General features: G+C 62.4%; 13 protein-coding genes. 5 read left to right on the top strand and 8 right to left on the bottom strand.

What is annotated here, in order from left to right; all coding sequences use genetic code 11:
* Positions 1 to 73 precede the first annotated feature (73 nt).
* Positions 74 to 496: a CBS domain-containing protein gene (locus tag IEV82_RS08280; protein WP_188481550.1), complete on the top strand. Its 423-nt coding sequence runs from the start codon at positions 74 to 76 to the stop codon at positions 494 to 496.
* On the opposite strand, the gene IEV82_RS08275 is transcribed toward IEV82_RS08280, so the two are convergent.
* Positions 489 to 1241 (bottom strand): Crp/Fnr family transcriptional regulator, encoded by a 753-nt coding sequence (locus IEV82_RS08275; RefSeq protein ID WP_188481549.1) that lies wholly within the window; start codon positions 1239 to 1241, stop codon positions 489 to 491. The two genes, IEV82_RS08280 and IEV82_RS08275, sit on opposite strands and share 8 nt — an antisense overlap.
* A 390-nt stretch (positions 1242 to 1631) precedes the next feature.
* On the opposite strand from IEV82_RS08275, the gene IEV82_RS08270 reads away from it, so the two are divergent.
* The 4 genes from IEV82_RS08270 to IEV82_RS08255 all read left to right on the top strand — a co-directional run bounded on the left by IEV82_RS08270 (position 1632) and on the right by IEV82_RS08255 (position 5222).
* Positions 1632 to 2075, top strand: coding sequence for a hypothetical protein (locus IEV82_RS08270; RefSeq protein ID WP_188481548.1), 444 nt, complete (start codon positions 1632 to 1634; stop codon positions 2073 to 2075).
* A 331-nt stretch (positions 2076 to 2406) separates the two neighbouring features.
* Positions 2407 to 3015 carry an HdeD family acid-resistance protein gene (locus IEV82_RS08265; protein WP_188481547.1) on the top strand — a complete coding sequence of 203 codons (609 nt, stop codon included), beginning with the start codon at positions 2407 to 2409 and terminating at the stop codon, positions 3013 to 3015.
* A gap of 174 nt (positions 3016 to 3189) precedes the next feature.
* The gene (locus tag IEV82_RS08260) at positions 3190 to 3783 is read left to right on the top strand and encodes an HPF/RaiA family ribosome-associated protein (protein WP_188481546.1); all 594 of its coding nucleotides are present in this window, start codon (positions 3190 to 3192) and stop codon (positions 3781 to 3783) included.
* Positions 3780 to 5222: a dihydrolipoyl dehydrogenase gene (locus IEV82_RS08255; protein WP_188481545.1), complete on the top strand. Its 1443-nt coding sequence runs from the start codon at positions 3780 to 3782 to the stop codon at positions 5220 to 5222. Before IEV82_RS08260 ends, IEV82_RS08255 begins: the two co-directional genes overlap by 4 nt.
* 20 nt (positions 5223 to 5242) lie before the next feature.
* On the opposite strand, the gene polX is transcribed toward IEV82_RS08255, so the two are convergent.
* The 7 genes from polX to IEV82_RS08220 form a co-directional block, all read right to left on the bottom strand.
* On the bottom strand, positions 5243 to 6964 hold the full coding sequence (gene polX, locus IEV82_RS08250; protein WP_188481544.1) for a DNA polymerase/3'-5' exonuclease PolX: 1722 nt from the start codon (positions 6962 to 6964) through the stop codon (positions 5243 to 5245).
* Positions 6965 to 6977: 13 nt separating this feature from the next.
* Entirely contained in the window at positions 6978 to 8957 is a 1980-nt protein-coding gene (gene ligA, locus IEV82_RS08245; protein WP_188481543.1) for an NAD-dependent DNA ligase LigA, read from the bottom strand.
* A 206-nt stretch (positions 8958 to 9163) separates the two neighbouring features.
* A complete protein-coding gene (locus IEV82_RS08240) occupies positions 9164 to 9754 on the bottom strand; it encodes a glycoside hydrolase family 88 protein (RefSeq protein WP_268236112.1) in 591 nt (196 codons plus the stop codon).
* Between the two features lie 95 nt (positions 9755 to 9849).
* Positions 9850 to 10203, bottom strand: a complete 354-nt coding sequence (locus tag IEV82_RS08235) for a DUF5368 domain-containing protein (protein ID WP_188481542.1) — start codon at positions 10201 to 10203, stop codon at positions 9850 to 9852.
* A gap of 11 nt (positions 10204 to 10214) precedes the next feature.
* On the bottom strand, positions 10215 to 11528 hold the full coding sequence (locus IEV82_RS08230) for an NAD(P)/FAD-dependent oxidoreductase (RefSeq protein ID WP_188481541.1): 1314 nt from the start codon (positions 11526 to 11528) through the stop codon (positions 10215 to 10217).
* A gap of 138 nt (positions 11529 to 11666) precedes the next feature.
* Entirely contained in the window at positions 11667 to 12104 is a 438-nt protein-coding gene (locus tag IEV82_RS08225) for a hypothetical protein (protein ID WP_188481540.1), read from the bottom strand.
* A gap of 596 nt (positions 12105 to 12700) precedes the next feature.
* Positions 12701 to 13150, bottom strand: coding sequence for an SRPBCC family protein (locus IEV82_RS08220; protein WP_188481539.1), 450 nt, complete (start codon positions 13148 to 13150; stop codon positions 12701 to 12703).
* Between the last annotated feature and the right edge of the window lie 107 nt (positions 13151 to 13257).

Here is a 13257-nt window from a genome sequence, read left to right as displayed (position 1 = left end):
CCGCGCTCCGCGCAGACGTCCTGCGCCGCCTGAATGGATATGGGAACCGAGAAACGTGAAAGTCAGAGCCGTCATGTCGCAATGTGTCATCTCCGTTCAGCGACCCGACACGATCCACAAGGCGGCGGCGCTCATGCATATGCATGACATCGGCTCGCTGCCGGTGATCGACGGGCGCGACCCGGTGGGCATGCTGACGGACCGCGATCTGGTGTTGCGCGTGCTGTGCAGCGATCCGCAAACCAGCGCTCTCACGGTTGGCGAGATCATGTCACCCCAACTGATCACCTGCGACGCCCATCAGAGTGTCACGGAAGCGGCGGCGATCATGGGCGATGCGCAGATCAGGCAACTTCTGGTGGTCGATGATGCGGGCGAACCCGTGGGTATGCTGTCGCTTGGCGACATCGCCGAACACGTGTCCGAAAAATTGGCCGGCCAAGCCCTTGGCGAAATCGTCGAGGCCCGCCGGAAGCGTTCGAATGTGGTCAGATAGCCGGAACAATCTCCTGACGCAGGTCGGCGGGGTCGATCTCGGCAATCTCGGCAAGACTGTCCACATCGCGCACGACGATGTTCATGTGATCGGTGACATCCAACAGGCCGATGCGCGAAAAGCGGCGCAGTGTGCGGCAGATATGCACCGCCGACAGCCCGCAAAAGTCGCCAAGCTGTTGCTGTGTCATGGGAATGTGAAACATCACCCCCTCGACCATGTTCTTGCGGGTCGATCTGAGGCACAGTTCGAACAGGGCATAGGCGATGATGTTCTCGGCCGTACCCTTGCCCAGCCGAAGCATGCGCTCCGACATTCTCGACAGGGCTGACCGAAGATCCGTGTGAAACAAGCGGTGCAATTCGGCATTTTTCTGCGCCGCCCGCTCCCATGCGTCTCTCGGGATCACCGCAACCTCGATGTCGGTCAGCGCCTGAACCTCGAACGCGCTGACGCTGCAATCCGCCGAACCCGGATCAAGAAACTGTCCGGCCAAGACGATGTCGATGATCTGACGCTGACCATCCTCTAGCGATTTGGAGACAAGCAGCCAGCCCGATTTGACCAGGTAGATGGCCGTCGCATCGTCACCTTCGAATTTCGTGATATGGCCGACCGGACGGCTGAACCCGTGCTCGTCCGCAAGTCCTCGCAGAACGGTCCGGGCTGTCGTGTCGCAATCGGGCCAAATCCGCGCGACATCTGCCAATTCCTGCGAAACCGCGTTTGCGAGACTGTCAGACATAAGTCCCCCTTCAAGAGAAAGCTTCGATATGTGACCGACAGCCGATGCACATAGTTCAGACCCGACCGGATCGCTCGTACCGCGTGCTGGCTGCACTCTCCGTGACCAATCCAACAAGTCGGTCAAAGCAGCCCGTTCGCCGAGAATGATCCCCATCAAGTCATGGATACAGCGCCTGAGAGCGGGCAAAGTTCCCGATCTCATGTTTCAAATCATGCAAATGCGATGTGTCTTTTTTATAATTCAAAACAATATTTTATTGGATTCCCGGACCTTACCGACTTTCACCCCTGAAGGGTCCCCTGCCCTGCTTTACCGAAGTTAATGCAGCACAGGGTGCAGCGCGTCATGACCGCCCTGATCCCGTTTCGGACACAGAGGAGCGAAGGCGTGGCAGACAATACAAAGGCAAAATTCAGCGACATGATGGAGCAGACGCGCAACATCCTGTCCGCCAATCCGATGATTTCCCCGCAGATGGAAAAATTCTGGGAGGCTCAGGACCGCATGCTTCAAGAGACCGAAGCCTATTCGCAGGCCTGGTTCCAGCGCCGTCACGAGGCAACACAGGCGGCACTCGACGCGGTCCAGAAGATGAACGGCAAGAAAGCTGATTCCTCTGCAACGGTTCAGGCCATGGCCGACTGGCAGCACGGGTCGATCCAGCGGATGACCAAGGACATGCAGCAATGGTTCGATCTGTGCACGACCTGCGTCGGACAGATGACCCAAGCCGAAGTCGAGGCTGGACAGAAAGGCGCCGAAGAGGTCGCCAAGACGGCGCAATCGGCGGCAAAATCCGCGCAGAACAAAAAGAAGGCGACACCGGTGTGACCACCGCCACCGCGCGCCGCGAGACAGTCCTTTCCAAAGACAAAAGATAGACGCCTATGGACGATCAAGAGCAAAGCGATACCGCCAGAGACTCGAAGCCCCGCTCGACCACTGGCAGGCAGAGATCGACAAGCTGCAAGCGAAAGCCTCCGAGACCAGCGACAAGCTGAATAAGCTGGCGCCACCGCCTTGCCGGGCTGTCGTAGGGAACTGATCGCAGCCTTCTGCGCGTTGTCTTGGCATACCGCTCGCACAGGGGGCACGCCCCCGGGCGATACGAAGCCAAACACACAAGGACACAAAGCGCCCGGCGCCAGGGCAAGGAGTTCAGATGAACATGCAGACGACACTCGATCCGGACATGGAACACATGGGGCGATTCAAGACCACGCTGTGGATCGTCGGTGTGGGAACGCTGATCCTTGGTGTGCTGGCCATCATCTTTCCCCTCGCCGCCTCACTTGCGGCAGAGCTTCTGTTCGGCGGTGTCTTGCTCGCCTTGGGTGTGCTGCAGGTCGGGCGCGCCGTCTTTTCGGGGGACATCGACTCCCGCCTCTGGGTGATGGTGTTCGGGCTGTTGTCGCTTTTGGCCGGGGCCATCCTTCTGCTGTTCCCGCTTCAGGGCGTCGTTACGCTGACCATCCTTGTCGCAAGCTACTTTATCGTCGGTGGCGTTCTGAAACTGGCGGGCGCGTGGCAACTCAGCCCGCCGCGCCGCCGCAAGAACGCACAGGCCGAAATGCCAGGTTGGGGATGGCTGGCCCTGTCCGGCGCGGTGTCGCTGCTCCTGGGCTTGGTCCTGTTCTTCGGCCTGCCCGGCACTGCGGTCTGGGCGCTTGGCCTGTTGATCGGCATTGACCTTGCCTTGCTGGGCGCATCCGAAATCGCGCTTGCCGTGGCGCTGTCTTCCTCCTCCGAAGCGACGACAACCCGCTCGTGATCACGATCGAACACAGCCGCGATACGGACATGATCGTCCTGCGCGCCTCGCCGATAGAGCCGACCCCGGGTTCACCGACCCCGCGCCCTGTTCGCCCGATGTGCAGCAGGTCGTGGTCGGCCAAGGCCGCCAAAGACGCCACAAAACAAGACACGGAAAACTGAGGGATACCCGATGCAGACACCGATCGAGCTTTCATTCAAACATGTCGAGCCGTCCGAGGAGATCAAGGAACTGGTTTACTCCAAGGCCGAGCATCTCGAAAAATTCTTTGACGGGATCACCAGCTGTCACGTCTACATCCGCGCGCCGCACAAGAGCCAGCGCACCGGCAACCTTTATGCCGTGACCATCGAAGTGCGCGTGCCCGGCACCGAGCTTGTCGTCCGGCATGACCAGAACGACGTGAACGAACACCAGCACCTGGCTGTCGCCATACGCGATGCCTTCTCCGCCATGGCGATCGAGTTGAAGCGCTGGAAGAACCAGATCGGTGGAGAGGTGAAAACCCATGACGGCCCGCTTCAGGGCAAGATCGCCGAGATCAACCATGACGAGGATTACGGCCAGATCATCGCCACCGACAACCGCCTGATCTACTTTCACCGCAACAGCGTCGTCGATGGTGATTTCGACGACCTGCAACAGCGCGACACCGTCGAACTGGTTGTCCAGACCGGCGACAGCCCGATCGGTCCTCAAGCCAGCACCGTGCGCCCCATCGGGTCGATGGAATTCGACCCCGCGACCACGCCGAGCCGCCGATGACGGTAGAAAAACTCGACGTCGCGATCATCGGCGCAGGAACAGCCGGGCTTTCGGCACGCTCCGAAGTTGCCAAGGTCACCGACAATTACCGCGTGTTCGACCCCGGACCCTACGGCACGACCTGCGCGCGTTCGGCCTGCATGCCGTCCAAGGCGTTCATCCAATCCGCACATGACTTTCACCGGCGGCACGATTTTGCGGCACTCGGAATCGACGGGGCAGACCGCCTTTCGATCGACACCGCGCGTGTGCTGGCCGAGGTGCGGCACATCCGCAACGGTCTCGTGGACAGCGTGATCGACGGGATGCAGTCATGGCGCGACACGCATCTTGTCCCCGAACGCGCCTGTTTCGAGGAAGACGGCACCCTGCGCGCCCGAGAGGCCCGCTTTCGACCCAAAGCGACCGTGATCGCCACTGGGTCAAGCGCCGTGATCCCCCAAGGCTGGCGCGAGATACTGGGTGATCGACTTTTAACCTCGGACGACCTGTTTGAACTTCCCGATCTGCCCAAGCGCGTCGCGGTTGTCGGGCTTGGGCCGGTTGGGCTTGAACTGGGGCAAGCGCTGGCCTGGCTTGGCGTCGAGGTGACAGGGTTCGATCCCAACCCCACAATCGGTGGGTTGCAGGATCCAGAACTGCTGTCCCGGCTCCGCGAGGGGTTGTCCCCTGAAATGACCATCCTCGGGGTCGCGGCCGAACCGGTCGACACGGACGAAACCGGCGTCACGATGCGGTGGGATGGCGGTAAGATCGTGGTGGATCATGTGCTTGTCGCCATGGGCCGCGCGCCGAACCTCGAAGGGCTTGGCCTTGATGCGCTTGGCGTCGATCTCGGCGAAAACGGGTTCAAGGATTTTCCCGACGGGCAGCTCAACCTGCCCGACACGAGGCTTTATTTCGCCGGTGATTCCGGCCCCGGCCCCGCCATCCTGCACGAAGCGTCAGATGAGGGTCGCATCGCAGGCTACTTTGCCGCGCGCAACGAGGATGCCGTCTTCCGGCGCAGGACGCCCCTGCGCATGGTCTTCTGTGATCCCCAGATCGCTGTTGCCGGTGAAACCTGGGACACGCTTGAAGCCCGTCAGGACGAGATCGCCATCGGTGAAGCGGCGTTCGACGGCGCAGGCCGGACGCGGTTGCAAAGGGCGCATGGCGGGGCGCTGCGCATCTACGCGGAAAAGGCGACCGGACGGCTGCTTGGCGCGGCCATCGTGGCTCCAGAGGCGGAACACATTGCCCATTTTCTGGCCTATGCCATCACCCGAGAGGATGACCTGAGCGGTCTGCTGCGCGCGCCGGTTTACCACCCCACGCATGAAGAGGTGCTGCGGCGTGCCCTGCGGGCAACACTTGCGAAATGCGATGTGGAAACCGCCGAGCTTGAGGCGATGCGCTGCGCGGACGCGCCCGTGGATCACGACATGGACCGGGGCTAGCAGCGTTTCCGCCTCGCCCGTCACGACCGTTTCAAGGCCCGCGACAGGTTGTGCCACGACAGCGTGTTCAGCACGTCTTTCCGGTTCAGCCAGCCGCGCCGCGCCTGATCCACACCGTATCGCATGTTGCCCAGACCGCCTGTCGCGTGGGCATCGGTGGAAATGGCGATCCTGACGCCCAGTTCTGCGGCCTGGCGACAATGAATGTCGCTCAGGTCCAGCCGGTTCGGGTTCGCGTTCAGCTCGAGCGCGCATCCCCGGTCCGCCGCCGCCTCGATCAACCGCTCCATGTCGAGCGGATAGGGCCTGCGCTTTTCCAGCATGCGACCGGTCGGATGCCCGATGATGTTGACCTCGGGACTGTCCATTGCGCGGATGATCCGGTCGGTCTGCGCCTCTTCGTCAAGATCAAGCTTCGAATGGATCGACGCCACGACCAGATCGAGTTTTGACAAGAGACTGTCCGGAAAATCCAGATCACCGTCTTCGAGGATGTCCACCTCGCAGCCCGCCAGTAGCCGAAAGCCGTTGAAGCCGTCGTTCAGCTCTGCGATATCGTCGATCTGCCTTTCAAGGTCATCGGCGCTCAGCCCTCCGGCCTGCGTCTGGCTTTTCGAATGGTCGGTGATCGCCAGATACTTATAGCCCCGATCCATCGCGGCCTCGGCCATCTGCCTGAGGCTGTGCTTGCCATCGGATGCTGTGGTGTGGCTGTGCAGATCTCCCCTGATATCGTCGAGCGTGACAAGGTCGGGCAGGTCACCCTCTTCCGCCGCTTCGATCTCACCGCGGTCTTCGCGCAGAACCGGGTCGATCCATGGCAGGCCGATGGCGTCGTAGACCTCGTCTTCCGTGGCACCGCCGACGCGGCTTTTCTCCTCGTAAAGCCCGTATTCATTCAGCTTCAGGCCCCGGTCCTGCGCTCGCCTGCGCCCGGCGACATTGTGCTTCTTCGAGCCGGTGAAGTAATGTATCGCGGCCCCCCAGCTTTCTTCGGGGATGACGCGCAGATCGACATTGATCCCCGACCGCAGCGTCACCGTCGACCGCGTCTTGCCCTTCGACTCAACCTCGTCGACCTCGTCATACGCGACAAACGCGTCGATGATCGCGCCGCCATCTTGGCCGGCCACAAGGATGTCCAGATCACCCACCGTTTCCTTGCGCCGACGATAGCTGCCCGCGATCTCGGCCTTTTCCACCCCGTCGATCTCGCGGATATAGGCGATCAGCGGTTCGGCAAAATCCTCGGCCGTATCAAGATGAAAGCGCTGCTCGGTGATGTCGCCCTGCTTCAGTTCCTTCTTGATCCTCGCTTGGGTTTTCTCGCCAAAGCCACTGACGTCGGCGATCTCGCCTTCCTCGGCGGCGTCTTCCAGATCGTCGAGCGACGACAGGTCAAGCATGTCGAACAGCGCCTTGGCGCGTTTTGGCCCGATGCCGGGGATGCGGGTGGCATCCACGATGGCCTCGTCCATGTCCTCCGCGACCTCTTCAAGCAGCGGAAATTTCCCGGTCCGCACGATCGTCGTGATCTTGCCCGCAAGATCATCGCCGATATCGGGCAGCTCGGACAGGTCGTCGCCCTCTTTGACCATGCTTGCAATCGACCGGCTCTGGTCGCGGATCGTGTTGGCCGCGTTGCGGTAGGCGCGCACGCGAAATTCGTTGGCGTCCTTGATCTCGAGAAGATCGGCCAGATGGTCGAACTTGCTTGCGATTTCGCTGTTGTGCACGGGCATCGCCTGTCCTTTCTCAATCGAGCATCTTTGCAAATGCGGCTTCGTCCAAGGTCTCGACCCCCTCTGAACGCGCGTCGTCCAGCTTGGAACCGGGATCGTCCCCGACAACCACGTAATCGGTCTCGCCGCTCACGCTCGACGTGACGCGCCCGCCACGACGTTCGATCTCCGCGTTCGCCTCTTCGCGCGTCCATTCGTCAAGCGCCCCCGTCAGCACAAAGGTCTTGCCTTCAAGCGACGTGCCCGCCTGCTCCACCGGCTGCGGCGACACGCCAGCCTTGCGCAGGTCCGCGATCACGTCGCGGTTGTGCGGCTCGGAAAAGAACGCGCGCACGCTGGCGGCAGTTTCGCTGCCGATGCCGGACACAGCTTCGATCTCGGCCTCCGAGGCCTCCATCAGGTCATCGAGGCTGCCAAACTGTCGCGCCAACCGACGCGCCACGTCACCGCCCACATGGCGGATGCCCAGCGCGACGAGAACGCGATCCAGCGGCACCTCGCGCCGGTCATGGATCGCATCATGCAGCGCCTTGGCGGAGTTTTCGGCAAACCCCTCAAGGGCTTGGAAATCTTTGACCGACAGGTCGTAGAGATCGGAAATGTCAGCGACCAACCCAACCGAGGCAAGCTGCTCTGCGGTCTTTTCGCCCAAGCCTTCGATGTCCATCGCCTCGCGCGACCCGTAATGCATCAGCCGCCCCTTTATCTGCGCCGGGCACGAGATACCCGCAGGACAGATTGTCAGCGGACCGTCCCGCGTGACCTGCGCATCGCAGGACGGGCAATGGTCGGGCATCTCGAACGGATCGGCCCGCTCCACACCTGGACGAGGCACACGTTCGGCAACCTCGGGGATCACATCCCCTGCCCGTTCGATCCGCACCGTATCACCGACCCGAAGATCCTTGCGATGCACCTCCTCGATGTTGTGAAGCGTCGCGCGCGCCACCGTCACCCCGCCCACATCCACCGGATCAAGCAGCGCCACCGGGGTCAGCACGCCGGTGCGGCCAACGCTGATCCCGATATCGGCGATGCGTGTCTCTTCGGTCCGGGGCGGGAATTTCCAGGCGACCGCCCATCGTGGGCTTCGACTGCGGGCGCCGTAGCTGTCGCGATCCACCCGGCTGTCGAGCTTTAGAACAATCCCGTCGATCTCGAAATCCAGATCGTCACGCGCGTCCTGCTGCGCGTCGTAGAACGCGCATGCATCCTTGACGCTGGTGCAGCACTCCTGGTCGCCCATGACCACCAGGCCCAGATCGCGCAGCCGGTCCAGCAGATCGGCTTGGGTCGGTGCGGTCTCGGCGTCGATACCGTTTGCGTCATAAAAGGTGACGGCAAGCCCCGTGCGTTCGGCCATCGACGGGTCCAGCCGCCGGAGGAGGCCCGCCGCCGCGTTGCGCGGGTTGGCAAAGGGTTCCTCTCCGTCCTCGATACGCGCCTTGTTCACATCTTGGAACGCGCCCTTGGGCAAGATCGCCTCGCCGCGCACCGCCAGCCTCTTGGGCATATCGTCCAGCCCCTCGAGCCGCAGCGGCAGCGTGCGGACCGTGCGCAGGGTATGGCTGATATCCTCGCCAGTCTCGCCGTCGCCACGGGTGGAGGCGCGCACGAACCGGCCCTCTTCGTAGACAACCTCGACGGACAACCCGTCGAATTTCGGTTCCGCCATCACCGGAGCACCGTCGATCCGGTCGAAAAAATCCTTGATCCCGCTCGCAGTGTCCACCGCCTGCAGGCTCAGCATCGGATCGACATGGCTGACCTTTTCGAGGTCCGACACGGGGTCCGCACCGACCCGTTGCGTGGGCGACTCCGGGGTCACGAGGTCGGGATGGTCTTTCTCGAGCTGTTCAAGCTCCGCCAGCAGCTTGTCATACTCGGCGTCCGATATCTCGGGCGCATTCTCGACATGGTAGAGCCGGTCGTGCCGGGTGATCTCTTGACGCAACTCTTCGATGCGTTCCTCTGCGTCGGATGTGTCTGCCATGATGTCCCCATCCCGCGGTCAGGAGAACCGCGCCGACTTAGCCCACGGTCGCGGTCGCCACAGCCCAGGGCCACGCGATGGCCAGCCTTCCTTGCGTGCTTCCCGCGCTGAGCAAACGCCGGTAAAACACCTTTGTTCCGAAGGAGCGGGAGCATGGTCGCAACCCCGGTCAGGACCTGACGATGATCGAGTTGCAGAGAGTCGCTCTAGGAAACCGGCAGCGGATGTGCCGCGGGCACCCGTCTGCCCGACATCACCGCGCGGCACATCATCAACGGGCCGACCCTCTTGGCATCGTTGCTGACCCGTGGTTCCGTCAGGTAATAACCCGGCGATCCATCCCGGTAGCGCGACTGGTACGGGCCAAGACCGGCGACCCCGCAGAGATCGGCCATTTCCAGATGACCCTCCGGCCCCGGTTTCATGACCTGGCGCAGCACCGCGACCATTCCCAGTGATTGCGCCGTCCTGAGTGCATAGGCGAGCATGGCAGAGCCGGAGCTTTCGACGAAATTCCCGGCAAGATCGGGCTGGTCGATCACCTGAAGCCATAGCCCGCCCGGTCGCCGCAACTCCAGAATACGCTCGAACAAGGCGTTGGTCTGGGCGGACAGCGGGGCAAATCGCTTCGGTCCCAGCAACTCGGCCACATCCACAAGGCACATCGCCAGCCAGCCCAGCGCCCGCGTCCAATGCGCGCCGGACCGCCCCGTCACCGGATCGGCCCAGGACTGTTCGCGCGCTTCGTCATTGGCATGCACGTACAGCCCCGTGCGCGGGTCGAACGTGGCTTCCAGCGCGCGGAAAGCTATCGGCTGCGGCGCGGCGGGATGGACCCGGAACGTCCACAGCCAAGTGCAACATGACGGCGCGGGACGCTATGGTTCCTGACCTAGCCGGACCGCCTGCGCATCAAAAGCGACTGCGCGGTATAGACAAGAATAGCGATCCCCACGGCGCCGGCCGCCGCGATGCCAAGGAACACGATCACGTCCACCGGGCCACCCAGATTGCGCAGACTGGAACTGGTCATCACCAGAACGAACCAGACGGCGGCAATCGCCCCGATGGGCATGGACAGTTGCGCGAGCAGGAACTTGCGCCACGAGATGCTGTGATCGCGGACCAGAACATAAAAGTAGGCCACGGTGACAACCGCAGCAATACCAACCATGGCCCAGAACAGGCCACTGCCAAAAATCTCCTCGAACACGGCCAGAATGGTGCAGAATGTCAGGTCTTTCATGGTCGCTCTCCTCAGGCCAGACCGCGCAGCATGGCGTTGTAGGTGGGTTTCAAGGCCACTTCCTTCATCAGCCAGCTGATCCAAAGCTCCTCCAGCGGCGCGATGATGCCGGGGAAGGACGGGACAAGGTTGTTGTTGTAGTCGAACTCGACCAGCATCGCGCGGCCGACGCGGGTGATCATCGGGCAGGATGTGTAGCCGTTATAGGTCTCGGTCGCCTCGCGCCCCTCGATGGCGGCAAGGATGCCGTCCTCCACCACCGGAACCTGCCATTTCACAGATGCGGCGGTCTTGCCCTTGGGCACGCCTGCAACATCACCCAGCGCCCAGATATCGTCGTAGCGCAGGTGCCGCAGGCTCGCCATGTCGCATTCGACCCAGCCCTGATCGGTCCACTTGTCGGCCCAGCTGAGGCCGGACTGGCGGATCACGTCGGGCGCGCCTTGCGGCGGGATGACGTGGATGTAGTCGTAGTCGCGGGTCACCTGACCTTGGGGCGTGTCGAAGGTCGCGGTTCTTGCGCCTGCGTCGATGGCGCGCAGCACATGGGAATAGTCCGTGGTGATGCCTCGGTCGCCGAACAGCATCCGCACCTTTTCCGACACGATGGGCACGCCGAACAGGCTGTCATTGTTTGCCATGTAATGCATGTCGAGCTTGCCGCGCGTGCCAGCCGTGCGGGCGATGTCCTCGATCAGGAACGTGTGCTTGAGCGGCGCACCGGCGCATTTCATCTCGGTCGCGGGGCGGGTGAACAGGCCGACGCCGCCGGTTTCCGTATAAGCCTTCGCAGCCTTCCATGTGTCCGCCGCGTATTGCGGCCCCGCATATAGCGCGCCGATGCCGTTCTGCCCCACCATGTCGAGCGAGAAGCCTTCGATCGCGTCGTGATCCAGCACAAGACCGGGAGCGACGACCAGGAAATCATAGCCCACTGACTGACCACTTGTCGTTGCGACGGTTTTTGCCTCGGGATCGATCGCGGCGGCGGCCTCGGCGATCAGGGTCACACCATCGGGCAGCCAATCCGTGGTCTTCGACACGACATAGCTCGCGGGCTTCAGACCAGCGGCGACCAGCGACAGGCCGGGTTGGTACAGATGCTCGACGCGCGGGTCGATCAGCGTGATCTCGGCCCCGTCGAGCCGCATCACCAGCCGGTTGGCCAGCGCGGTGCCACCAGCGCCTGCGCCGATGATCACGATGCGCGCCTTGGTGGCAACCTGGGCACGAACGTCGCTCGGCGCAGCCAGCGCCGCCGCAGCAGCAGCGCCGCCAGCGGCAAGCCCAAAGAACTGGCGCCGGGTTGCGGTCAGCTTGGTCATGGGATCCTCCTCAGGGATTTACATTCCTGATGTCGCATATGACATTTCAGCCATGCGGGATTTGATATATGTCAAACCCATCAAAAACCCTCCCGCCCCAACCGAATGGCGGAGCGGGCGGCCGTTTGATGGCGGATGTCAGTAGCTGGCAATCCGCGCGTTCGGCGCAAGCATGGCAGCGGCCATGGCAGGGGGTTGTGCCACGGTGACACCGTCCATCAGAACGTCCGGCTGCGCGCCCTTGGCGGGCAGGTAGATGGCGCAGACCTCGACCTTGGCGTTCGGCAATTCGGCGATCTGGGTCAGCAGACCCTTGGGGCTCATGTCGCGCGGCGGCTGCGGCGCGGTCGCCGACTCGGGCGCGTCTTTCAGCGCGATGTCGCCCGCCGGACCACACAGCAGGATATGCTGTGCAATTCCCTGTTGCGCCGACGACATGGCCAAAACCATGGCCATCAGCTGGGTCTGCGGCTCTGGCGCGGTCAGAATGGTGACAAGCGTGTCAGGTGCGTCTTGGGCAAGGACCGGTCCGGTCAGGGTCACGGCGGCGCAGGCGGCGAGGATCAATTTTTTCATGATGAAAGTCCTTTCGGATTGAGTGGAAGGGGTTGGCAAGAGGGCGCGAAGCCCGGGCCAAAACGGGGCCCGCGCCGGACTGGGTGCGAAGGAAAAGGCCCCGGTCATTCGGTAAGTGGGGTCACCCATCGGACAATCGCCTTTGTCCGGGAAACAGGCATCGCTGCCTGTCACAAGCCGGATCGCGTTCGACAGGGCGAAGACCATGGCAAGCGCGATCTCTATGAGCAAACTCCTTGATTAGTCGGTATCCCGCATCGACGATGCGGGTCACAGGTGTCATATTCTGAATAAAAGATATATAGTTTGATCTGGGTCAAACTACGCCGTGAAGATACGGAATATTTGAAATGCGGAATATTTTGTCGGTGTCGCCCGGTTCGGGTGACGCGCGATGCCTCTGTCGACAGAGGCGACCTCGCAGGAAAGCAGACGCGAAGCGGTAGCGACCCTGCGGCCCCACGCCCATCAGCGTGAGACCCGACAAGGCCGCTTTTTGGTCCGCCCAAAGGCGGTTCAGCGATCCGACCCCGACCATTTGCCGCGCGTTTGGGCTGCGACCAAAAGCTCGACCGGGTTACCCGTGGCCAGGTCGATCAGGCGTCGACGGTTTCAACCACCTCGGCGAACTTGGTGAAAAAGCTGGCCGCCAGTTTCTTGGCCGTGCTCTGGATCAGACGCGAGCCAAGCTGCGCCAGCTTGCCGCCGATTTCGGCCTTGGCGTCGTAGCGCAGGATGGTGACGCCATCGACTTCCTCAAGCGTCACGTCCGCGCCGCCCTTGGCATGACCTGCCGCCCCGCCATTGCCCTGCCCGGTCAGCGAAAACGCATCCGGCGCGCCGGTGGTGTCCAGCACAACCGTGCCGCCGAACCGCGCCTTGACCGGGCCGACCTTGAGCACGACCTTGGCTTCGAGATCGGTGTCCGAATGCTTGACCAGCTCCTCGCAACCCGGGATGCACTGGCGCAACACTTCGGGATCGTTGAGCGCGGCATAGACCACATCCTTGGGCGCGTTGATGCGGATTTCGTCCTTGAGTTCCATGAAGGGTGTCCTTTCAGCAACAGGGAAATTTCACACGGGCCAGAAGATCGGCCTGTTCCTTGGTCATCGGTGCGCGGCGGGCGCATCGTCTGAACCATTCAAGCAGT

Source organism: Marivita lacus (genome assembly GCF_014637725.1).
In the GTDB taxonomy this organism is placed as follows: domain Bacteria; phylum Pseudomonadota; class Alphaproteobacteria; order Rhodobacterales; family Rhodobacteraceae; genus Marivita; species Marivita lacus.
This window is presented reverse-complemented; position numbering and strand designations above follow the sequence as displayed.